This is a genomic window from Fibrobacter sp. UWS1 (assembly GCF_002300445.1).
Lineage (GTDB): Bacteria > Fibrobacterota > Fibrobacteria > Fibrobacterales > Fibrobacteraceae > Hallerella > Hallerella intestinalis.
In genome coordinates this window covers 888,459-911,506 of the sequence record NZ_NSGW01000001.1, presented here as the reverse complement: position 1 = coordinate 911,506, position 23,048 = coordinate 888,459, and the positions used below count along the sequence as shown (strand labels likewise).

Below are 23,048 nucleotides of genomic sequence, written 5' to 3'. Positions count from 1 at the left end.
GGAGTGGGAGATTTGTGATTCGTGGGGTGGGGGCTAGGAGTTAGGGGGAAGCGGCTGAAATCGGGCGGGAAGAGTATTTTAATGTTTTTTTTTTGCGCTTTCGTGGGACTAGTCGGCTTTTGGGAGAATATATTTCTTTCAAGGAGTTTTATATGGATGGTTTTTGGAATAAGTTGCGGTCTGCGCTTTTTGCGGGCCTTCTCGCCCCGGGACTTTGGGCTGTGCCGATGAACCCCACGCCTTTCACCATAGACAATGCGGGCGATTCCCTGACTCTTCGGGAAGTCGGCGACGAGCATTACAGCTACACGCACACCCTCGACGGCTATATCGTCATCCGTGGAGAGGACGGCGTTTACCGTTATGCGGCGGAGGATGGGACAGAAGGAAAATTTCGTGCGAAGAACGCGGATTTGCGTAGCGATGCGGAAAAGGCCTACTTGAAGGGGCTCGACAAGGATAAAGTCCAAAAGGCGCATTTCGAGAGGAATCCGGATCGGATTCTTTATCCAGACGACGAACGCGTGGAACGGGCCCCCTGGGTTCCGACCGTGGACACGTCCTCTTCAGCCGAGATGCCGCAGAGGCTTCCGCCCGCTTCGGGACATGTGAAAGGTACGAATCGCTTCCCGGTCCTGCTCGTGGAAAGCCCGGATATGGCAAACTGCGATTCGGCGGCGTATTATACGCAGGCCAACGCCGAGGGCTTTTCGGAAAGAGGACATATTGGTTCTATCAGGGATTACTTTATTTCGCAATCGGATGGAGCCTTTGTGCCAACTTTCGACGTGTATCCGGTGCAGGTGGGAAATTCCCTGTCTAGCTATGCCCAAAAGGAGGGACGTCTTATCAAGGAGGCTGTCGAGTCTCTGCGATCCAAATTTCCGAATTTCGATGCCAAAAAGTACGATGCCGATGGCGACGGGGAAATCGACGCTGTCGCCGTGATGTATGCAGGAACGAAGAGTGCGGCGAACAAACTCGGCGGCTTTGCCTATAAGCTGGAATATTATAATAGCTTAAATGACGGGGTCGGCAGACTGGATGCGGGAAACGGCGAGTATTTCAATCGGTATTTCGTCCTGTGGCAGATGGATTCTCAAACGAAAATGTCTCCCATTGCGCCATTTATCCACGAATTCAGCCATACGATGGGACTCAAGGATCATTACTGCGCCCATAGTACGAAATGCAATACGGATGATTACACGGACAGCGTATATCAGGCTCCAGGCGCTCACGCTTGGGACGTGATGGGAAGCGGAATGTACAACGGTCCCGCGCTGGGGGCGACTCCGGTAGGTTATAGCGCTTTTGAAAAAGCGTTTATGGGCTGGATTTCCTACAAGCCGTTCGATAATTCAGCTGCGGTTTCCGTCTTGACTCCTTTCAATACGACCAATGTCGCCTACAAAATTCCGGTCGAAGGCAAGGACGACGAATGGTTCATTTTGGAAAATCGGCAACGGACAGGTTGGGACGCGTATCTTCCGCATCACGGGATGCTGATATGGCATATCGACTATAATGAAAGAGCCTGGAAGCAAGACACTCTGAATAATTTTTCTGCGCATCAGCGTGTCGATGTCGTCGAGGCGGGAAACCTGAAAATCAATTCCTATAGCGATGGTTTTTATTATTCGACAGCAAAGGCCAATTTGATGGACGACCCGTTTCCGGGTTCGCAGAATGTGACCGCTTTTTCATTTACCGCTTGGGACGGAAATTCGTTAGGAGTGAATTTGTATAATATCCGGGAAGAGAGTGATGGTATTGTCTGCTTTGCGACGCGGGAAGGCATTTCAATAACCGCATGCCCCGATGAAAGTTCCTTGGCAAGCTCTAGTTCCGTCGCGGAATCGAGCTCTAGCTCTATTGCTGTTTCGAGTTCCAGTTCGGAATCGAGTTCCAGCTCCGGGTTCGTGGAAAGCTCGTCTTCGCTGGGCGAGTTCCTTTCGAGTTCTTCGGCTACGATGGCTGTCGTCCAAGTGCAGTCCATGGGACATTCCGTTAAACTTTTCGGGACGACCCTTTCCGTGCAATCCGGATTCTCCGGGCGGAAAATGGTTCGCGCCTACGACCTTTCGGGAAAGGAAGTTCTGCGAAAAACCTTCGACGATTTCTCGGCGGATATCGATTTGCGGGAAATGTCTGGGCAAGTGCTTATCGTGAAGCTATCCGCGCAAGGGCGTACGCTCGAGCTCAAACGTATCGCGGTGAATTGACGGCGAAGTTCCCCGGAGGGTGTTCCTGTTGGGAAAATTCTTTCTGCCATTGCGCGGCGCAAAACGACCGCTATGCAAACTCATCAAGCTTATCATGACTTTTTTTCAAATCGCTCGGTGTGCTTCGGTTAGTGTGCTTTGGCAACCGATCCCTGAGCCTGTCGAAGGGCCGCAACCGGTTGTCGAAGCACAGCAACCGTTTATCGAACTAGTCGAACCATAGATGCTTGGGAGGCTGCCTTTCCCTGTTTTTCTTAACTTCCCACTAGCCACTATTTTCACTACTTGATTTTTCTTCACCAAAACCGTTTTTTGATCAAGCCTTTTCCGATTCTTTCTATCTTTGGTGCGGAAAAATCCAAAGGTATCATTATGTCCGAAACGATGACTTCTGCGCAGGTGCGCAAATCCTTTATCCAGTTTTTTGAATCCAAAGGACACTTGTTTGTCCGCAGCTCGCCTGTAGTTCCGCACGACGATCCGACGCTGATGTTCACCAATGCGGGCATGAACCAGTTCAAGGCCATTTTCTTGGGAGACAATCCGAAGGGCTGGAAGCGCGTCTGCAACAGCCAAAAGTGCCTTCGCGTTTCGGGAAAGCACAACGATTTGGATGTGGTGGGTCGTGACAATTACCATCATACATTCTTTGAAATGCTCGGCAACTGGAGCTTTGGCGACTATTACAAGAAAGAAGCGATTAGTTGGGCGTGGGAACTTTTGACCGAAGTTTGGAAGCTCCCGAAAGAACGCCTTTTTGCGACCGTCTATAAAGAAGACGACGAAGCTTGGCAAATCTGGAAAGAGGTTTCCGGACTTCCCGACGACCGCATCATGCGCTTTGACGAGCACAGCAACTTTTGGGAAATGGGCGATACCGGTCCGTGCGGTCCCTGTTCCGAAATCCACTACGACCGTGGCGACCTCGCTACGCAGGCTGAAACGTTCAAGGACCCCATCAAGGGCGTGAACGGCGAAAACGACCGCTACATTGAAATTTGGAACAACGTGTTCATGCAATACGAGCGTCTGTCTAGTGGAGAACTTGTTCCGCTCAAAGCGAAGAACGTCGATACGGGCATGGGCTTTGAACGCATCTGCGCGATTCTTCAGGGGAAGACCAGCAACTACGACACCGACGTGTTCACGCCGATTATCCAGAAGGTCGCGGAACTTTCCGGCGTTCCTTACAAAGATGGCGCTGACGGAACCCCGCACCGTGTGATAGCCGACCATTTGCGGGCGTTGTCGTTCGCCATTGCGGACGGAGCGTTGCCCTCTAACGAAGGCCGCGGGTATGTGCTGCGTCGGATTTTGCGCCGAGCCAGTCGCTTTGCGCGTCTCTTAGGGCAGAATAAGCCGTTTGTCTGTCGTCTGGTCTCCGTCCTTGCCGATACGATGGGCGAAGCCTTTCCCGAAATCCGCGAACGCCAGGATTTTGTGGCTTCCGTAATCCAGAGCGAAGAGGAAAGCTTTATCCGCACCCTCGATTCCGGTTTGGAACGTTTCGCCGCTCTCTCCGAAGGCCTTGCCAAAGGCGAAAAAATTTCGGGCGACAAGGTTTTCCTCCTTTATGACACCTATGGATTCCCGCCGGATCTGACAGGCATTCTCGCCGAAGAAAAGGGCCTTTTAATCGACGAAGAAGGCTACGAGAAATGTATGGAAGAACAGAAGGCGCGTGCGCGAGCCAATATGAAGCAGGGCATCAACACGATGGGAACCGAAGGCTGGACGGCCTACAGCGATGCGAGTACGCATTTCGTCGGTTACGAACAAAGTTCCTGCGAAACAAAAATCGTGCGCTTCCGGGAAGACAAAGGGGTTTTGAACATCGTCTTGGAAAACTCTCCGTTTTATGCGGAAATGGGCGGTCAGGTCGGCGACAAGGGGACTCTCGTTTCGGGCGGTTTGGAAATCGCCGTATTCGATACCGTCAAGGTGAACGATACCGCAATCTGCCGGGGCAAGGTGATCAAAGGCGAAGCGAACAAGGAAACGATGTCTGCGCTTTTCTTTGCAACTGTGGATGACGCTCGCCGTTCGGACATTCGCAAGAACCACTCCGCGACGCATTTGTTGCAAGCCGCTTTGCGCCAGGTTCTCGGAACCCACGTACAGCAGCAGGGCAGCTTTGTTTCCAATGAACTTCTCCGATTCGATTTTAGCCACTTCAACGCGATGACCGCCGAGGAAATCCAGAAAGTGGAAGACCTGGTGAACGCCAAGGTGATGGAATGCTTGCCGGTGCACACCGACGTGATGGATGTGGACGCGGCGAAGGCGAGCGGCGCGATGGCGCTCTTCGGCGAAAAATACGGGGACAAGGTTCGGGTCGTCAAAATGGGCGGTGCCGAGGAATTTTCCAAAGAACTTTGCGGCGGCTTGCATGTGCAGAATACGGGCAACATCGGGCTGGTGAAAATCATTTCGGAATCCAGCGTTTCGTCCGGTGTGCGCCGTATCGAAGCGGTTTCCGGCAGGGGTGCCTTGGCGCTTCTCCGAGCGGGAACGGAAATTCTTTCGGCCCTTCGCGAACGCCTGCGCTGCAAAGACGCCGATTTGCTCGCGCGTATCGGCCAGACTTTTGAAAAAACGCAGAGCCTCGAAAAGAGCTTGCAGTCCGTCCGGTTGGAACTCGCCACTTTAGCGGCAAAGGAACTTTTGCAAGGCGCGGTAAATGTTTGCGGCGTGAAGCTCTATGTCCGCGAAATGGCGGAACCGGAAGACAAGTTCAAGGTCTTGCTGGATGGCGTGCAGAACAATATCGAAGCGGACTCGGTAATCGTCTTGGCGAACAAAGGCGATGGCAGCGGAAGCATCGCTGTCATGGTCGGAAAGAACGTTCAGGCGAAAGGCATCAAGGCCGGCGATTTGGTTCGAGACTTGGCAAAAGCTTGTGGCGGTAAGGGCGGCGGACGTCCGGATCGCGCGCAGGCGGGAACCCGCGAACCAGAAAAAATCAGTGCGGCAATCTCCAACGCCAACAACTGGATCCGCGAAAAAATCGGCGGATAAGAATCTCTGTTTGCAAACGGAAAATCAAACATCCGCAAGTCTTGACTTGCGGATGTTTTTGTCTGGAAGAGGATTTTCAGTCAAAGCTGACCAGGCAAAACCTTTTTCTCCTTGTAAGGAAAAAGGCGGTCAAATTCTTCGACATCGTTTTCGCAGACAAAATAACCGTCCGGATCTCGGTAAGTTCCGCGTGCCCCGTCCAAAAAACCGGGAACGAGTTCTTTTAGCAGAAAATAAGGAGCGTCAGGATCGTCTGCATATCGGATCCCTCGGTCTTTTGCCAATTCAAATCCGCATTTCCCGTAGAATTGGATATTTCCGCAGATGGCGATGCAACCCGCGCCCATCTCTTTTGCCCGGTTCAATGCGAATTCCAACAGGTGCTTTCCAATGCCTTGGCGCTGCTTGTCGGGGCGAACGCTGAAAGGTCCGAAGGTCATGATGGGAAGACTTTTTCGAGGAGGCGTTGATGGCTCGTCCAGCATAATTTCGCTTTGTGAAAACATAATGTGGGCGAGGATTTCACGGCTAGCCGTTTCCAGTACAAGGCTCAATTCCGGAATAAATTCGGGACGGCTTCGGTAACGGTGCAAAACGCAATGTTCTACGCATCCGGGCCTGTAGATGTTCCAGAAGGCGTTTCGGGTTAAGTTTTCCACAGCGAAAAAATCGGCGGGGGTTTCCTGTCGTATGGTGAATGAAAAATTGGGGTTCATTGTTTAAATCCTTTTTTGCGGGAACAGCGTATATCATTACAAGTTCCTCGGTGAAATTTTTGTTTTCCGGCAAAACCGTTCGGCTCTACCGGCAGGAAACAATGAACCGCATCTTTTGGATAAAAGTCATCCAACTCCGTGAAAAGTTTTTTCGAATATAGCAAATGCGCCTTTTTTGGGGGGGACTTATATACAAAATTCCACCCGATTTGCTTGGTTGGTGTGCTTCGACTAGTTCGCGGTTACCGAGCTTGCCGAGGAGCACTAACCGGCGGTCCCTGAGTTTATCGAAGGGCAGGGACCAGTTGGGAGTTATGAGTTGGGAGTTGGAACTGGGAACTTAAATCGCGAGTGTTGGGGCGGCCTCTAACCCAAAGGCTTAGAAGTCGCCGTTTTGGTTGGTGTTTTCGGATTCGCTTTGACATAAATGTTTGACGCGGAGTTTTATCGATTCGCAAAAAACAAAAACGCATCAAAATGAGCAAAACTTTTGATGCGAAACCCTAAAGTAGGAAATGGGGGACTTTGAACTTACTTGTTGATGGCCGCCAAAAAAGCGTCCTTCTTTTCTTGCAGAAAATCCCGGCTGTTGTATTTGCGAATGCGGCGAAGAGCCTGATCGCGAAGCTGGCGTACGCGTTCGTGGGAAATGTTCATGGATTCGCCCACTTCGCGGAGAGTCTGCGGAGCTTCCAAATTGATGCCGAAAATGCCTTCGATGACCTTGGCTTCCCGTTCCGGCAATTGCTCCATCAATTCCTTGGAAAGGTTTTCCACGCTTTGGATTTCGGAATCGGATTCCGGATTCGACGCCCTGCCGTCGGCCAAAACTTCGCCATAAGTCGCTTTGGAATCGGCTTTGAGCGGGCTGTCAAACGAAACGCCGCGTTGCCCGATTTGAATCAGTTCCCGGATGTCTTCGCTGATTTCCTTGCCGCGGGACTGTTCGTGCAAAGCCTTGCGGACTCTTAAATGCTGGTTTGCGGGCAGACGGATAAGGTTTCCTTGCTCGTTGATCGCCCGGGTGATGTAAGCCTTGATCCACCAGACGCCGTAGCTGATGAATTTCAGGCCGCGGGTATGTTCAAAACTTTCGATGGCTCGCACAAGCCCCATGGCTCCTTCGCTCACCAGATCCGGTAGGGGAATCGGGCAGCCGCGGTATTGGATGGCGACTTTCAAAACAAAGCGCATATTTGCGGAAATGAGTTTCTGACGGGCGATTTTGTCGCCTTCTTTGGCTTTTTGAAACAGAATCTGTTCTTCTTCGCGGGTAAGGGGAGCCGTTTTACGTATATCGTCCAAATAGCGTTTCAGGGTTACATCTGTGGAATCAATATGCATCTATTATCCTTTTTTCTATAATATCGCTTTTTTTTAGAGCAAGGAACGTGCCAATCATGTAAATTTTTTAGGATTGTGAAAAAGGGCACTCATTTTGGAAAAATTTTATGGCTGGCATAGAAAAAAAGCCGTTCTGGTTGAAGTGAATTGGCGTCTGGATGGGCATGTCTTTTTGCATTCGTTGAAAATATAGTAAATAAATGATGACGTTTTGATGTTAAATGTAATCTATTTTGTCCATTTTGGGAAAAGAATCTCCGATTCGATGTGTTTTTTGTCGTGCAAGGGCAAAAATCCTATATTTGAAGCCGTATGACAATTCAAGAACCGGATCAATCCGTCTGGGATCGCTTTTGGGCGCGTAAAAAAGATCTGTCTAAGGTCTATCCTGCTTCGCCGACGATTTTGAAGACGATTTACAAGCATTTCCCGAATGTGCGGGGAATGAAAATTTTGGAAGTGGGACCCGGTTCGGGTCGCGACAGCGCGGACTTGGCAAAACAGGGCGCAGATGTCTATGTTCTCGATTTTTCGGCGGAAAGCTTAAAAACCGTAGAAGCATTGCGGATTCGGGAACATCTGGAAGAAAATCTGCATTGCATCCGCGGAGACGCTTTCCATTCTCCGTTTCCGGACGGTACTTTTGACTTGGTGTTCCATCAGGGATTGGCGGAACATTTTGTGGATCCGCAGCCGCTGATCGAGGAAAATTTCCGGATTGTAAAACCGGGCGGCTATTTCCTTTGCGATGTTCCGCAGACTTTCCACTTATATACAGTCGTCAAGCACATTCTGATTGCGATGAAAAAGTGGTTTGCAGGTTGGGAAACGCAATTTACCATCGGTCAATTGCGCCGTCTAGTGAAAAGTTCGGGTTTTCAAATCCGCTATGAATATGGCGACTGGATGCGCCCGAATTTCTTTTATCGCTCTTTTCGGGAATTGTGTTTTAAATTCAACGTGGAATTGCCGAAGTATCCGTTTGCTGGTACCGCTTACCAAAAAGCGAACAACTGGATTTTGGACCGCTTTGACAGGATCGCGCTTTCGCGCTATACGCAGCTGTCTATCGGGATTCTTTCGCAAAAGCCCAAAGAATAAATTTCCATGGCAAGAAAAATTTTCCTGAAAAGGCTTTAATGCTCCCGGGTCGAGGAAAAAGAGTTTGTATTTTCAAAGGATGAATTTGCATTGATGAATACTCGGGTAAAGTCCTCTTTGATTTTTGGCGTAAAGCTGCTGGTCACTCTCGTCCCGTGTTACTTTGTCTATAATAAGATCGTCGGCACGCCGGGTTGGGATACGGGCGACATTTGGGATCTGTTTTCCGCAGCATCTATCCGTCCGCTTTTCATCGCTTTGCTCTGCCTTTTCCTCTCTAATTTTACGGGCTGCCTGCAATGGAAGTTGCTGCTTGAAAAGCAGGGCGTCCGCTTGGGCTTTGGACATCTGGTAAAGCTCTATTTCGTCGGTTTGTTCTTCAACAATTTCATGCCGGGAAATGTCGGTGGCGATTTAAAAAAAGTTTATGATATTCGAATGCAGGGCGACCAGAAAACGCTGGGCGGGGGGCTTACTGCGACTTTTTTTGACCGTCTTTTCGGGCTTTTCTTTTTGAATGTTCTGGCTCTGGCCGTGGGCTTCCTCTTCTTTGTCCACGATCCGGAACAGCGTCTGTTCCTTTTGCCTTCGTTCTGGGTGTTTTTGGGATTTTGCACTTTGTTTGCGGGGCTTTTCAGCAAACGCCTGGGCCGCATTTTCGCCTGGTTCTCGGGAAAGATTTTTCCGGCTCGAATCCAGATTCGCATTCTCCATTTTCAGGAGCGCTTCCAGCAATTTCGCAGCGGAAAGCTTTGGGTGCACATCACGATTCTTTCTGCCGTGACGCAGAGCTTGCGGATTGTCGTGCATTTCTTTTGCGGGCTGGTCATCGGCCTTTCCATCGATGTGTCGTGGTATTTTTTCTTCATCCCGATGGTCGCCGTCGTCAGTGCGCTACCCATTTCCATCGGCGGTTTTGGACCGAGAGAGCTTCTTGCTCAATCGCTTTTTGAACGGATCGGAACTCCGGGACTTTCTGCGGTGATGGTGCAGTTGCTTGCCTACTTGGTCAGTCTGGTGGTAAGCCTCTTTGGTGCCGTCTTCTTCCTGTCCGAAAAGAAAAAACGCCGCTAGCCTTAGCGACGTCCGAGGAAAAAGGGGCTTGCTTTCTAGCCGTTTTTGGCGCGAAGGAATTGTTCGTAAACAAGAGGGACGAGTTCGGTTTTCGGATTGACGGGGTGGTCTTCGGCGAGAACCTTCACATCGACGGGTTCCAGAATGGTGGATTTGACAATGACTTTGCCCGTATTTTTCCGGGATTCCCATGTCTCGCGGGAGCCTTCAATGTAAATGGGGAGAATCGTGGCGTTGAGGTCGGAGGCAAGGCGGAATGCTCCGCTTTTAAATGGTTTGACCGTGCCGTCTTTGCTGCGGGTTCCTTCCGGGAAAACAAAAACGTGAACGGTTTCCTTTGAATTTTCGATGCGCTCTTTGATGATTTTGCCCGTTTTGGAATTTTGGCGATCGACGAAGATGCAATGCAGAGCTTTCATCCAGAAATTGAGGAACGGAATGTAGGTGAGTTCCTTTTTGGCAAAAAAGCCGATGGTTCGCCCGAGCGAAAGGAAGACGATGGGAATGTCGAAATAGGACTGATGATTTCCGACGACAAAAACCGGACGGTTCCAATCCACGCGGGAAAGGGCGGACTGGTTTGCAATATCGATTTGTACCCGCAGCACTTTAAAACAATACTTCGCAAAATCCTGAACGTGAAAATCTACCCAGGCGTCCACCGTTTTTTTCATCAGGAATCGACGAAATAAAAAGCGAGGAGTGGCGAAAATCATGTAAGACAGGATAAGCAGAACGCAACGAATCTTAAAAAGAAAAAGAGGCATGGGCGACTTCTCCAGAACAGGTCTGTCCAAATAGCAGAGAAAGCGGGACGGCTTGAATTCGGAAAGACGGCCTTTCCAAAAACGTTTTTTACAATATAATAAAATCAATACCGCTTCTGCGCGGGTGACTCCCACATAAAATAGACGTTTTTCTTCTTCCAGCTGGCGTTTTCTTTGCTTTCTCGTTCCCTCGCATTCTCCCGGTGTCAGCCTTTCGGCGAGTCCGGCGTAAAAGACGACCGTGTATTGAAGGCCCTTGGAGCCATGGACGGTCTCCACGTGCACTCCCGGAATTTCTGGCGAGTCCTCTTCGGCTTCCCGGAAAGTGGGAATGGAAAAATCGGCAAGGGCTTCTTCGTAGTAGAGTCGCTGTCGGTTGTAGCGCACGAGAATCGCAAAGTGGCTAAATTCCAGGTCGTAGGCGGTTCGCAGTTCCCGGATTTTGGCGACAATCCGGAGCATTTCTATTTGCGGGTTGTCGCTTTCCCATATTTCGGGCCTTCTATTTTCTAAAAAAAGCGGATTTTGGGAATGATTTCCCGCCCGGAGCGTTTTTCGCAAAAGCAGCGGCTTTTCTTTGAAGATGTTGTTTGCCAAGTACAGCACTTGAGGAACGGAACGGTAATTCCATTCGAGCCGCAACAATTGGGAATGGGGAAAGTCCCTGCGGAAACGAAGGATGTTTCCGATGTCCGCCCCGCGAAACCCGTAAATCGCCTGATCGTCATCGCCGACAGCAAAAAGGTGCGGACGGTCTCCCAGAATGGCGCGCACCAGAAGATATTGGGACTGGTTGATGTCCTGGTATTCGTCCACGAGAATTTCCTGGAAACGTTGCTGGATTTCCTGCTTGACTTGGGCATTGTTCTGCAAAAGATCTGTAGAAAGGTAGATCAGGTCTTCAAAAACGATATTGCCCGATTGCAGAACGCTTTCTTGAATGGGCTTTAATTTGCGGACGAGTTTATGTGAAAGGCGAGGATTGAAAAGCTCCTCCCTGGAAAGCTTTCGCGCGGCGATGCGCCTTTCGGAAAGAGCACAGGCGAAATATTCGGATTCTTCGGAAACGGGTTTCGGCACTTTTTGAAAACCGGCCAGTTCCCAGCCGAATTTTCCATTGAACTTTTCCCGTAAAATGGAATAAGCCAGGGAGTGGAAGGTGCTCAAGCGGATATCCGCATCGGGGAACAGTTTCTGCACGCGTTCCCGCATTTCTTGCGCCGCTTTGGCGGTGAAAGTCAGCGCCAGAATCGATTCGGGCTTGACTCCTTGCAGGACTCGCCATTGGATGCGCCTTGTCAGCACGGCGGTTTTTCCCGAGCCGGCGGCGGCAAGGATCATCAGCGGGCCGTTTTGGGCGTGGTCGTAGAGGACCGCATTTCTCTGATCGCTGTTGAGGCCTTTCAGAATTTCCTTTTCCATTTCCTCTCTTTCCATATTTTCCTCTTTGAAAGTCGGTGGACTTTTGCCCGAATCTGTCTCTATGGGTGTAAACGCTCGAAACGGGAAAAATGGGAAAAAGCATTCGATTTTTTTCTGAATGATGAAATGAAATTTTTGGCAAGGGGTTGTACGAAAATTTTCGGTGGATAAGTTGTGATTTTTGATGTAGTCTGTTTGGTGAGATAGTGGTCATTCAAATGGTTATATATTCTGAATAAAATGCCGACCGCCGGTTTTTGCGGTTTTTTGCGGTTTCTGAATTTTTTTGCGCTGGCCAGTCCTTTTTAACGCGTTTTTATTAAATTCTCGCCAGTTTTGATTTGAAACCTTTGTGAGATGATTGGGTCGAAATGCCTTTAGATAATGTAATCCGTCTCCAGGACGCCCGTTCGAGCGTTTGGGACGATGTCCTTTCTTGCTTGCGTGATTTGCTTCCGGCGAATGGTTTTGGAATGTGGTTCGGAAACAGGAACCTGACTTTGGATTCCATTGAAGACGGGCGTGCCAGGCTGGTCGCTTCCAACGAACTGGTCGCTTCTTGGGTCGATGGGCATTTCAAGGAAGCTCTCCTGTCGGCGTTTCGCCAGGTTTCCGATGTCGTTGATTATACGATTTCCGTTTCTCCGGATAGTCTGGCTTCCCAGGTCCAGGAATTTTCATCGGCGGCGGTCGCTCCGGTCTTAAGCACCCGAGCGGAAAAAGAGCAGGAACGGGCGAAAAGAAAAGAGGCGCTTCTCGCATCCTTTTACCCGGATTACCGTTTTGACACGTTTGTCGAAGGCGAATCGAATCGGATTGCGCTCGCCATGTGCCGTTCCGTAGCGGAAAATCCGCAGGAATGTTCCATGAACCCGTTCTTTCTTTTTGGGGGCCGGGAGTCGGCAAAACGCACTTGCTCCAGTCCATTGGGCGCTATGCGCTGACGTATGAAACCGCACCGACGGTCGTTTACCGGACTGCCGAACAGTTCCTCAAGGATTTTATGAAAACGCAGAATCCGGATCTTTCTCGGCAGGAACGCGCGGAAGCTTCGGCGGAATTGCGTCGGACGTATGAAGATTCGCAGTTGCTGCTGATGGACGACATCCAGATTTTGGCGGGAATCGGTCATGGAGCGACGGAAAAAGCCCTGTTCCAAGTGTTGCAGGCGCGGGTCAATTCCAAACGGGTGACGGTTTTTAGCGCCGATCGCCGTCCCTCGGAAATACCGAGCTTGTTTGAAGGATTTTCCCGATTTGACGGCAACAGCATCGCCGTAAGCGTGCCCGATCTGATTACCCGCGTAAACATTTTGCGGAGGAAAGCCGCCGCATTGCAAATCCCCGCGGAAGAACGGGAAAAGATTTTCCAGTGGGTCGCGAGACACCAGCAAGGCAATGTCCGGGAAATCGAAGGAGTTGTCGCCAAGCTTTTTGCCTATCACGATTTGTTGGGCATCTCATTGACGTTGGATTTGTTCAAGGAACTTTGCGGCTCGTGCGACACGACCTTGCCGACGGCGAGCGGGAAAAAAGCGGCGATTACGATTTCGTCCATCAAAGAGGTCGTCGCGGCGGCCCATGGGATTTCCGTCGAATCTCTGACGGCGAATACGCGGGTGCGGTCGGTTTCGGAGCCTCGCAAAATCGCCATGTATTTTTGTCGCCAGCTGACCAAGGAATCGCTGCTGAATATCGGCTTCCAGTTCGGCGGGCGCAATTATGCGACGGTCATCGCGAGCATCAAGGCGGTGGAACGGGAAATGCGCCGGAATCCGGATTACGCCCAGTCGATAGAAAAGATTCGCCAGTCGTTTTCCCTGTAGCGAGCTTCGGCTCTTTCCAACGGGCCACTCACCACGACTTGTTCACTTATGGCAAGTTGGAATAATCCGCTGGACGGTGAGCGGGAAAATGTGTGCGGCAGCGCATCGTTTTGACAAGAATGGGGAATTGCCTGCGCTAGGGGCCGCTTCGGTCATTTTTTGTTTACCGAGGAATGTAAAAAAGTGTAAATTTATAATGTGGAAAGGAATATCTGGACAAAAAAGGGTTTTACCCTGGTAGAAGTGCTGACTGTTGTCATCATCATCGGCATTTTATCGGCTGCGGGCTATGCCGGTTTGCAGCGTGCCATCGCCAATTCCCGGATAAAGGATGCGGCGTTCAATATGGCGGCATTCATGGAAACCGCTTCGAATAAAGCGCGCCAGTTGAACGATACCGTATGCGTCAAAAAAATTTCGGACAAGCTGCTCGGCATGTATCAAGGTTCCTGTGGCAATATTGCGGATGATTCGGATGAAATCGACCGCTTGGAAATGGTGGTCGGCGTAAAAATCATCGACGGATCCATGGACGGCTATGATGTATCCAATCTTTCCGACGGGGCGGATTTTGTCCACCGTTTCGGGCTTTCCGCCGCTCCTGCCGGGTATTTCTTGGCGCGATACGGCAGCGAATCTCTCTACGGTATCGCTGTCAAATACAAAAACAAAAACGCCGTGGTGCCCCGTGTGAGCTATGACGGATCTTCCTGGTCGGATTTATAAGAGGCTTTTATGAAAGGGCGGAACGGACAGAATGGCAAAAAGGGATTCGGCATCGTCGAAGTGCTGGTTTCCATTGCCGTACTCGGATTCCTGTATGCGGCATTGAACCATTTGCAAACCGGGAATCGAGATGCTCTTCTCCGGATTCGCGGACGTGACGGCGCTATTGAAGTGGCGCAACAGATTGTCGATTCTTTGAATAACATGGGACTCGCTTTGCTGCGGGAAGACACGATTCGTTTTGAGGGAATTTCCCGGACGTGGCGGGGGCAGCCCGGATTGATTTCCCATGACATGACGGTGGAATACTCCGCACTCGTTCTGACTTCTCCGGATTCGAGCTTTTTAGCTTCGGATTCTTCGGATTACGAAAACGTTTCCCATATCTACGCCAAACGGGTACTCATTACGGTTTCGTGGCCTTTTAAAAACTCGCTGCAATCGATTCAGCTTTCGAGGATAATCAGATGAACAAGCGCGGATTCACCTTGATGGAACTCGTCGTGTATATGGCGATGATAGGCATTGTTGTGCTGGTCGCGGGCGAAGCGTTTTCCAATAGTACCCGTTTCCGCGTGCGCTCCCAAAACATGTTGAAAGCGGCGCAGCTGGCGGAAAATGTCGGTGTACTTTTTAAGGACGACGTTTCGCAGCTAGGGGCGAAAAGTTCCAAGGAGTTGAGCCTTGGGGCATCAGCCGATACGTTTTTTGTGGAGAGGGAGAATATTTACATCCATCCAGATGATGCCACCCGTCCGGATTCCTCTTCTTTTGTAATCGTGAAGGATTTTAATGGTGTCGCCGGAAATGACAGCTTGGGACTTTTGCGGATGCGTTATCGGGGAGATGGAACTTACGGCGCTGTGGAAAAAATCGGCTGGTATGTGAAAAACGGCGTACTGAAACGTTCCTGCCAAACGATTTCCGGCGTGGAAGATCCTGAAAATTGTCCTTTAGACGAACCATTGACCGTTGAAATGGCGGAAAATGTGGATCTCTTTACGGTTCTCCCGGCGAAACCGCAGGCTGACCTTGCGAATTCCCGGATTTTGCCGAGTTCAGATACCTCCGAAAAGGCCTTCCGACTGATTCCCCGTTTTGGCGACGACAATTTTGCGTATTTGCAGGCGACTCCGTCCAGCGGCGGTACATCCGTCGGACTCAGCGGTTTCGCTTCGAATTACGACTTTGAATTGCAAAAGCCGACAAACGACGGGAAAAACGCAAACCAGGTCTTTTTGGCAACTGCTAACAGCAATGCCGGAAATTGGAAAAGCCTTTGCAAAAAAATTTCTTTGGAATCTGGCGTAGAATACGAAATCTCTTTTTCCATGCCCTATTCCGAAGACGCCAGCCGGATGTTTTGCCCGGGGCGCGACCACATGTCCGTCGGTTTCCGCTATGTGAACGACGCTTCCCGACCGGCGGAATTGAACGACTTTCTGTTTTACCCGCCGACTCTCGAAGGCGCTGCAGAAGGCTTGCGCTCCATGCGATTCAGCGTCAAGGAGACCATTAATGACGTCTGCCTCGCCTTCACCTTCGCCTCTTATTCTCCGGTAGCGGCGACAGGGACTGTTTTTTTGAGCGATGTGCAATTGCGCAAGGTGGAAAGCGCGAATTACCAGTTTGACGAATCGATCAATATAAACGAATCGGACGCCCAATATGTGCGGAATAAGCAGAATGTAAAAGCCCTGCGCTGGCATTTGGTGGTGAATCAAAATGGGGAAACGGGACAGGTCACTTCGGTGGTGCCGATTCCCAGCAACGGACCCCGGGATTAAGGAGGCTTTATGCTGCAAAGGAAAAAAGGTGTTTCTTTAATCACGGTTCTTTTGTTCATGCTTGTGGCGACCATCGCGGCGACGGCGACCTATCGCTGGATTACCCGGGAAGGGGAGTCTTCGGCGTCACGCATGGTGCGCAGCGAAGCGTATATGAGTGCGGTTTCCGGTATTGAAGCGGCCCGTTCTTGGATGACCTACCACGGAAACGATGTGGGGGCACTCATTGCCGATTATTTTGCAAATGACAAGAAACCGATCCTTTTGGATTCGGCTCTTGCGCCTTTGAACCGCAGCGGGCAAAACTACAATGTATGGCTGACGGGTGTGAATGCGAAAAAAAATTCCTATAAGCTGAAGATTTTTTCGGAGGGCGAAGCGCGTAATGGAGCCAAACACAGCGAAGTCGCCATTTTGAATGTGAACGGATTGTATCGCGTGCAGATACCGCAGGAAGGTTCTGAAATAGATTTTAACGAAGCGTTTTTTGGATCTCTAGCGAGTGCTGGTGATTTAAATGTGAATTCGATCATTGTCAATGGAAGCCCCGATGCGACAAATGGCGGTGGAGCCGCCTTTAGTACCGTCAATGTGACCGATTATCTATTTGTGACGGGAACGGCGGAGTTCAATTCCTCCACCAATGTGGGGACCATGTATGTGGAAGGCGATTTTATGCGCTGCACAAATGTTAATGTAAACGGGGATGTCTTCGTTGGCGGAAAATGGTACGCAACGATGGGGGGAGCCGGTGACGTGATTGCAGGGGATTTGTATGTAGCTGGCGGCATTGATTTGACATGGCAGGGCCCCAGAACCCAAGGTGGTTGTGGCGGAGGAATCGGCGGAACTCTTTCTGTGAGTGGCAATTTGACTTCCGACGGTACGGTAAAGATGCCGGATAATAATGGAACGTGGAACTTGAAAGTAGGGAAAAATTTGGTCATCAATGATGCGATGGTTTTTAACACGGGAGGTAATAGCAATCAAAGTTTTCCGTTGGAAGTGGGTTTGAACACTTATATCAAAGATGGCATTTCTGGAACCCATAACTATGTGGATGTAGCCAGAGTAAAATTTGGAGCCTCTGCTTCAACGGATACATATATCCCCAATGTATATCGAGTGAATGCGGTCGATGCTGAAAAATCGGGCGATCCGAGTACCTATTTCCAGTCGGCGTTATCGGGAGACATTGCCTATTTCAGTATTACGGGACAATACCATAATGGCGGAGCACCAACGAATTTGAATGATTGGAAGGCAAATCGTTTGGATTCACTTAAAGAAAGAATCAAAGATGGCGGAACGGCGAATGGTTGCCAAACGGACAAGTATGTGGAAGATCCGATTCAGTTCAATAAGGATATCCTTACTTCGGAAGTGGTTTTAAAGCAGGAGAGCCATGCCGCATGTCCTGCTTTGGATATATGGAAACAGTGGCCTTCCGATTGGGTCGCTCAAGTAAACGCCTGTTATGCGACTGCGGAAAGCGATGAAAAGTATGACGATACTTGGCTAGTTATTGATTTGACAGATCCCATGTTTGCTACTCCAGGAACATTGCTTGACGGCAAGTATGTTTTCATTATTCATTCCGACGGCAACAGTGGCAATGAATTTGTTTTGCCAGCAATGACTGAGCAATCTAAAGCGTTTATCTATTTCCCCGACGGTTGGAATAAAACTATTCGATTCTATAAAGGGGATAGCGATAACAATCATTACTTTATATTTAGCGATAAAGACATCAAAGATTTCCAAATGAATGTGAACCATCCGATGCAAGGTTCCATCTTTATGTCGAATTGCGCTTCTTTAAACACGGGAACGCATAATGCCGCATTGTCCGCCGTATCGGATAAGGATTTTAACGATATGTTGGCTACTTCCGGGATTATTTGCAACAATGATGGATCGGGAAAATGCAACTCTAATTCTGGAACTGGTGGCTCTTCGGGTGGTTCCGGCGGTTCTTCCACCACATCGTCTGGAGCGTACGACTCCTATTACATCGCGACCGCTCCGCAGCTGGGGATTACGCTGGAATCCCAGTACGAAGCCAAGGAAAAAGCGCCGTCGGCAAATAATTATAACGGCATTTCCCCGTCGATTCTCGTCCTTCCGCGCGTCATTTATTTGAACAGGGACCCGGTTGGGCAACTTTCCGATTATTATACGGTCATCAATTTGAACGGGGCGAATGAAACGCCTTCCGCATCGAATGTTTCCTGCTCGCCGTCAGGCATCAATACGGCGGGATTGCTTTATCAAAACGACGCCTTGATTGATGAAGGAATTTATGAATGTGCTTATTCTTCAACGGGTTCCTATGGGACGGTACCTTTCTATGTCGTTATTTCCGGCACGGCGGGGACAACGCCTGCGGTGAAGTTTAAAGAAAGTGCTGCCGAAATCGCTCCGGGGGGAACTTGTGCGGAGGTGACCCTTGTGGTACCTTCTTCGACGCGAGCAAATCCGATTTCCGTGGATGTTTCTGTATCTTCATTGCCATCTGATTGGACAATGACCGCTTTGTCGGGAGTATCGGAGCGCTCGGGGACGACTGACTTGAATAGAATTTTTACGGCGTCGGCAACGCCTTCGGCTACGGGCGCAAGCGAAATAGCGTTGTTTAAGGTCTGCGCTAATTCCGGAGCGGCTCAAGGAACGATGCTTTTCCAACTGGTGACGCCTTGCGAGGGCTGTATTATCGGTTCCCCGAATTTGGAAATCGTTGCGGTAACTGGTCATGCTGAAGTGGAGCGTAAATCCTTGGAGGCGTATTGCGCGCAAACGGAAAATGTACAAATTTGCGAAGATGAAGGTTGGGATGAAAAAGCGCACTATCCGGATTGCGATGATTTCATTTCGGGCTCGTGGGTAGAGGCTTCCGGCCTGAATTGCAGCGTGGAAGAAGTGAACAATAAATGGTCTTGCGGAACGAATCTCTCTATCGGTTTAAAAGGGGTATCTTCCGTTCCCGATTATTGCGAACGGATAATCCCCTCGGAAAACAATTCCATTTTAAGCCCGGAAAACGATCAAACCTATCCGCTGTATGCGTCCGTCAAAAGGAAACCCTATACCCTTACCGTGAAACTCGAAGGCGCATCCTCCAACGATGCAAAAATTCATGTTTATGAATCGGCTACTGGAACGTATCCTTCTTCGCCATCTTATACATGTACGCAAAGCGATGGCGCTTGTGATTATACCGTTTATGCGGGAAGCCGTATCAAGCTTTCCTATGAAGAAGGGAGCGATAAATTCTCCTATTGGAAGTGCTTGGGGGATAATTGTCCCGTCAATATTTCGAACTCTTCGGATTATTCGCTTTTGATTTCTGCCGATAACGAAGTCACGGCAAAATTCAATGATAAGGACAAGCATTGTTTCTACGAAGATTTTCTTTCGCTGAAGGCCTTCTGCAGTGCCGGGGAAACGAATTGCATACAAAATTGCACATCCAGTGGAGGTTGCGATATTTCGCAGACATCGGCGAATTGGCAGATGATGTTTACCAATGTCAAAGGTAACAACAAGTCGAATGCAGCCCCTGTTATCAAAGACGGCGCCATTTATACGACAAATACGAAAAATGCGAACAATAAGAACGGAACGCAGACCCTTGTGTTGCGAGCAGCAGATGCAGGATCCAACGGTACGATGACCTCCCTGTTTCAAACGACCATTATGCCATCGAATAAGCAAAATGAATTTTTGAATTCCGGCATCATCTTTCGGGCGAACGCGACGATGAGCGAATATCTGATTTTGAATGTATTCGGTGTGGGTTTTGGGGATGCAGGCGTTCTTACTGCCCGTATTTGCAAAGGAGCTGGTCAGGGGATTCAGAACAGCAGCGGCTGCATTGAAAAGACTCTCTTGGATGTAAACGGTGTTCAGAGAATCATTTCACCTACGACGATGATTAAACTTTCCATGACAGTTTCCTCTTCCACGTTGACTGTTAGCGCGACGGTTTCTTCTTCGATTCTTGGGGAGATTTTTGATATATCTTCTACCGTGGGGGCGACTTTTGATCTTTCGTCTTATGGAATGAACGATTTGGAGCACCAGTATGTGGGTTTTGCCCTTGCCGATTCGCCTTTCCGCGTGTACGATTTAGGTTGGGAAAGCTTTGATTATGGTGACGCTTGCTGGGAGACGCCCAAGCTCAGCTGTTCCTTTAAGGCGAATTATTTAGGGAGCATCGTCCCTAAAGACAGCTTGGTGACGCCTTGGGTAGGCACTTCTAGCTGGTTCAGCGAAAACGGTTGCACGTTGAAGTTTTACTATAATGGCTTGGATAATCAAACTTCTTACAACGGCTTTTCTTGGGGAGGCTATGGATTCTCCCTGGTCGGTTCGTATTACCAGTTTTCCGAAGGCGGCCTTCACGGAGTCCCTGATTCCGGTTCTTTTATATGGAACGGCATTACGTATAATTATACGGGCATTCGGCAAAATGTTGTGGTGCAAGCGGACTGTCCTAGCAGCCTGAATTCCAGTTTAAGCGGTGACACGGCGTCTTGCGGAACGTTCATGGTGGGGGAAGTGACTCGCTGTGGTGAAAATGCGGTGATTTTGTCGGGTTCGGAAGAATATGTGCCTGCGGAAACTGACAAAGAATTTTTAACAGGTGCTGCGCTCAATTTAAGGGAGGCCACGCTTTATTTCCATATAGCCAACTTAGATGAAAATGCGACAATCACCGTATATCTAAAAGACTCTTTGGGAAATTTCAGTTTGCCCGGGTACCTTACTACGAATGGAGATGTTTCGCTGAATGTGAATGTCATGTCGGATTTGGAAACCTTTGACCCCCAGGCTGTAACCGCCGTGATTTTAAAGGGTACTTCCTATTTTTATGTTTCCTATATCGCGTCCTCTTGCCCTTATGCGTTAGGGATCGCCAGTTGTGGCGCAACTTATAACGGGACTTCTTGGAAAATCGATGCGAAATTTACCAACCCGGAGGGGGTGGCGAGTAACGGGTGTTCTGTAACGCCTTCTTCGAGTGAAATTAACGGATTGTCAGACGTTACATGCCCCACAGATGGCAGCGGATTTTCGATTAGTGATCCGGACCTATACACGCGCTTAAACAATGGCGGAGTGGATTTGTCGTATTCGTTTGTTGTAAAAGCGAAAAGTTCGACAGGGAGCGAAGTTTCTTGCACGACGGATGAAGTGACTTTCAAACCGGCGGCAATTACTTGTTCCGTCGCGAAATCCGAAGTCTTTACCGGAGCAGGGGTTCCCAAATTGACCTATCGAATTGACAATTGCCCGTCTAGCGGTTGCGATTATACTTTGGAGCTGGAAGGAACGGGAGAATCCGCTTCGGGAACGACTTCGGGGAATTCGGAAACTTGGTCTCCGACGGCGAATACGACGCCTCCTTTATCTGCCGGAGAGTATTTCTATAAAATTTCTTCGATGGGGAAAACGGCGAGTTGCAACTTTACAGTCAAAGAAGCGTCACAGGCTTCCGTATCGAATTGCCGAATTGAAGGGAATACATTTAAAGCGGACGTGACGCCTGCAAGCAATGGATCTGCATGGAGTATCGTTGTGGCGGTTCACGACCAGTTAGGAAATGTGGTAAATGCGGGTTCTACGACATCGGGGACGGGATCCAGCTATTCCTATGTTTTACCGCCGTTTTCGCCCAAGGGAAACGACGAAACTTATTCCGCATTGCTGTATTTGAATGGAAACGGTGTGGCTTCTTGTCAAGAATCGTTTACGGTTCCCGGAACCGGTGTCAGCAGCAGTTCTGCGCAATCCTCCAGCAGCGCTGTCGAAGTTTCAAGCAGCAGTAGTAGTAGTGTTGAGGCTTCGAGCAGTAGTGCAGGAGCGATAACGGCGACGTGCAATGTGCAGCCAAATAACTACAACATATCGGGAAGTGATGCTTTGTATGACTCGCAAGATGCTTATTTCTTGATGAAAAATAATACGAATGAGGCGGCCACTTTTGATGTTTCTTTATATGAAGGAGCGTACTCCAAGGGTTCAGGAACAATTTCGTCATGGAGTGGTGTGTCCAGTATAAATCTAGGAAAGCTTTCGGCTGGAACTCATACTTTTACTCTTCAAGCCTCAGGTAAGACGATTTGTTCTGTTTCTCTCACGGTTAAAGAAGAGTCTATGGAATGCTCCGTAGAAGACTTGAATGGAAATAAAATCAATTCGATTGATATGGGGCAAACCTATGTTCTAAAATGGATTTGTATCCAGCAGGACCCAAATAGCTTTGGTGGAAACTATTCGAAAAATGGAAGCTATGTTGGAGGAGCAAGTTGCAGTAACGGAATTTGTTCGGTAACGACTTCAGAAAATTCCCCAGGTTCATTTGTTTATACACTTGCTTCTTGGAATTGCAATTCTTCTGCTTGTACCAATACAATCGATATTAACGACGTCGCTCCGACAATTACTTGTCCGGATAATATGACAAAATCCGTTGGCTCTACGGTTTCTGTAACTCCGAAATCCTTAAGCGGTTGTACAAACGGTTGCTCTTATACTATCGAAGGAACAAGTGCTTCAGGAAACGGTTATACGGGCGGTGCTATTTCCTTTGCTGGCGCAAGTTATGCCGTAACGGAGACTTATACGTTCAACGTGTCCAATTCCAAGGGGGAACGCGCAAGTTGCAGCTTTAATGTGGAATACTCGGAAGGAAGTACGTGTTTGAGCAGTGATTGGATAATTGGTCAATGGGATTCCAATAAATATATTGATGGCACTTTTACTGGTGCGTGTTACGAATTTAATACCAGTAAAGCTTGTTCGGGCGTTCAAGTTCATGCGAGCGGTAGTGGGGAAATACTCGTCAATGGACAACAAAAAGAATGTTCGTACAGTCAGTCAACAGTTCCAGCTTTGTCTGTTATAAAACTGGAAGTGCCTGATGGTTGTACTGTAACTAAGCTTTATGTTTTTGATTGCAATTAAGGCGATTCCTTTCTCTTGCAAAACATACTCCTCGTATTTTTATCATTTCCTCTGCTCTTGGGCAGGGGAAATTT

General features: G+C 49.2%; 12 protein-coding genes and 1 pseudogene. 10 read left to right on the top strand and 3 right to left on the bottom strand.

Translation table 11 applies throughout. The features are described from left to right. Positions 1-152 precede the first annotated feature (152 nt). Both BGX14_RS03815 and alaS read left to right on the top strand, forming a co-directional pair. A complete protein-coding gene (locus BGX14_RS03815; protein ID WP_143394112.1) occupies positions 153-2,225 on the top strand; it encodes a M6 family metalloprotease domain-containing protein in 2,073 nt (690 codons plus the stop codon). A gap of 372 nt (positions 2,226-2,597) precedes the next feature. Further along, positions 2,598-5,243: an alanine--tRNA ligase gene (gene alaS, locus BGX14_RS03810; protein ID WP_095879771.1), complete on the top strand. Its 2,646-nt coding sequence runs from the start codon at positions 2,598-2,600 to the stop codon at positions 5,241-5,243. Between the two features lie 80 nt (positions 5,244-5,323). On the opposite strand, the gene BGX14_RS03805 is transcribed toward alaS, so the two are convergent. Continuing rightward, positions 5,324-5,902, bottom strand: a complete 579-nt coding sequence (locus BGX14_RS03805; RefSeq protein ID WP_233126398.1) for a GNAT family N-acetyltransferase — start codon at positions 5,900-5,902, stop codon at positions 5,324-5,326. Between the two features lie 588 nt (positions 5,903-6,490). Next, positions 6,491-7,303 (bottom strand): RNA polymerase sigma factor RpoD/SigA, encoded by an 813-nt coding sequence (locus BGX14_RS03800; RefSeq protein ID WP_073302901.1) that lies wholly within the window; start codon positions 7,301-7,303, stop codon positions 6,491-6,493. Between the two features lie 312 nt (positions 7,304-7,615). Between BGX14_RS03800 and BGX14_RS03795 the strand changes: the two genes are divergently transcribed. Further along, positions 7,616-8,404: a class I SAM-dependent methyltransferase gene (locus tag BGX14_RS03795; RefSeq protein ID WP_073302902.1), complete on the top strand. Its 789-nt coding sequence runs from the start codon at positions 7,616-7,618 to the stop codon at positions 8,402-8,404. A gap of 93 nt (positions 8,405-8,497) precedes the next feature. Continuing rightward, entirely contained in the window at positions 8,498-9,478 is a 981-nt protein-coding gene (locus BGX14_RS03790) for a lysylphosphatidylglycerol synthase transmembrane domain-containing protein (RefSeq protein ID WP_095879102.1), read from the top strand. 35 nt (positions 9,479-9,513) lie between these two features. On the opposite strand, the gene BGX14_RS03785 is transcribed toward BGX14_RS03790, so the two are convergent. Beyond that, positions 9,514-11,682, bottom strand: a complete 2,169-nt coding sequence (locus tag BGX14_RS03785) for a UvrD-helicase domain-containing protein (RefSeq protein ID WP_095879101.1) — start codon at positions 11,680-11,682, stop codon at positions 9,514-9,516. A 356-nt stretch (positions 11,683-12,038) separates the two neighbouring features. On the opposite strand from BGX14_RS03785, the pseudogene BGX14_RS16435 reads away from it, so the two are divergent. The 6 genes and pseudogenes from BGX14_RS16435 to BGX14_RS03755 form a co-directional block, all read left to right on the top strand. Continuing rightward, positions 12,039-13,054 (top strand): annotated as a pseudogene (locus BGX14_RS16435) (DnaA ATPase domain-containing protein); the annotation flags it as partial. A gap of 60 nt (positions 13,055-13,114) precedes the next feature. Further along, complete coding sequence (locus BGX14_RS16430) at positions 13,115-13,492, top strand: helix-turn-helix domain-containing protein (protein WP_369833018.1); 378 nt, start codon at positions 13,115-13,117, stop codon at positions 13,490-13,492. Between the two features lie 198 nt (positions 13,493-13,690). Then, a complete protein-coding gene (locus tag BGX14_RS03770) occupies positions 13,691-14,218 on the top strand; it encodes a Tfp pilus assembly protein FimT/FimU (RefSeq protein ID WP_158223222.1) in 528 nt (175 codons plus the stop codon). Positions 14,219-14,227: 9 nt separating this feature from the next. Continuing rightward, the gene (locus BGX14_RS03765) at positions 14,228-14,689 is read left to right on the top strand and encodes a hypothetical protein (protein ID WP_095879097.1); all 462 of its coding nucleotides are present in this window, start codon (positions 14,228-14,230) and stop codon (positions 14,687-14,689) included. After that, positions 14,686-16,005: a prepilin-type N-terminal cleavage/methylation domain-containing protein gene (locus tag BGX14_RS03760; RefSeq protein WP_095879096.1), complete on the top strand. Its 1,320-nt coding sequence runs from the start codon at positions 14,686-14,688 to the stop codon at positions 16,003-16,005. The genes BGX14_RS03765 and BGX14_RS03760 overlap by 4 nt, the downstream gene beginning before the upstream one ends. Positions 16,006-16,014: 9 nt before the next feature. Next, positions 16,015-22,974: a hypothetical protein gene (locus BGX14_RS03755; protein WP_095879095.1), complete on the top strand. Its 6,960-nt coding sequence runs from the start codon at positions 16,015-16,017 to the stop codon at positions 22,972-22,974. The last annotated feature ends 74 nt before the right edge of the window (positions 22,975-23,048 follow it).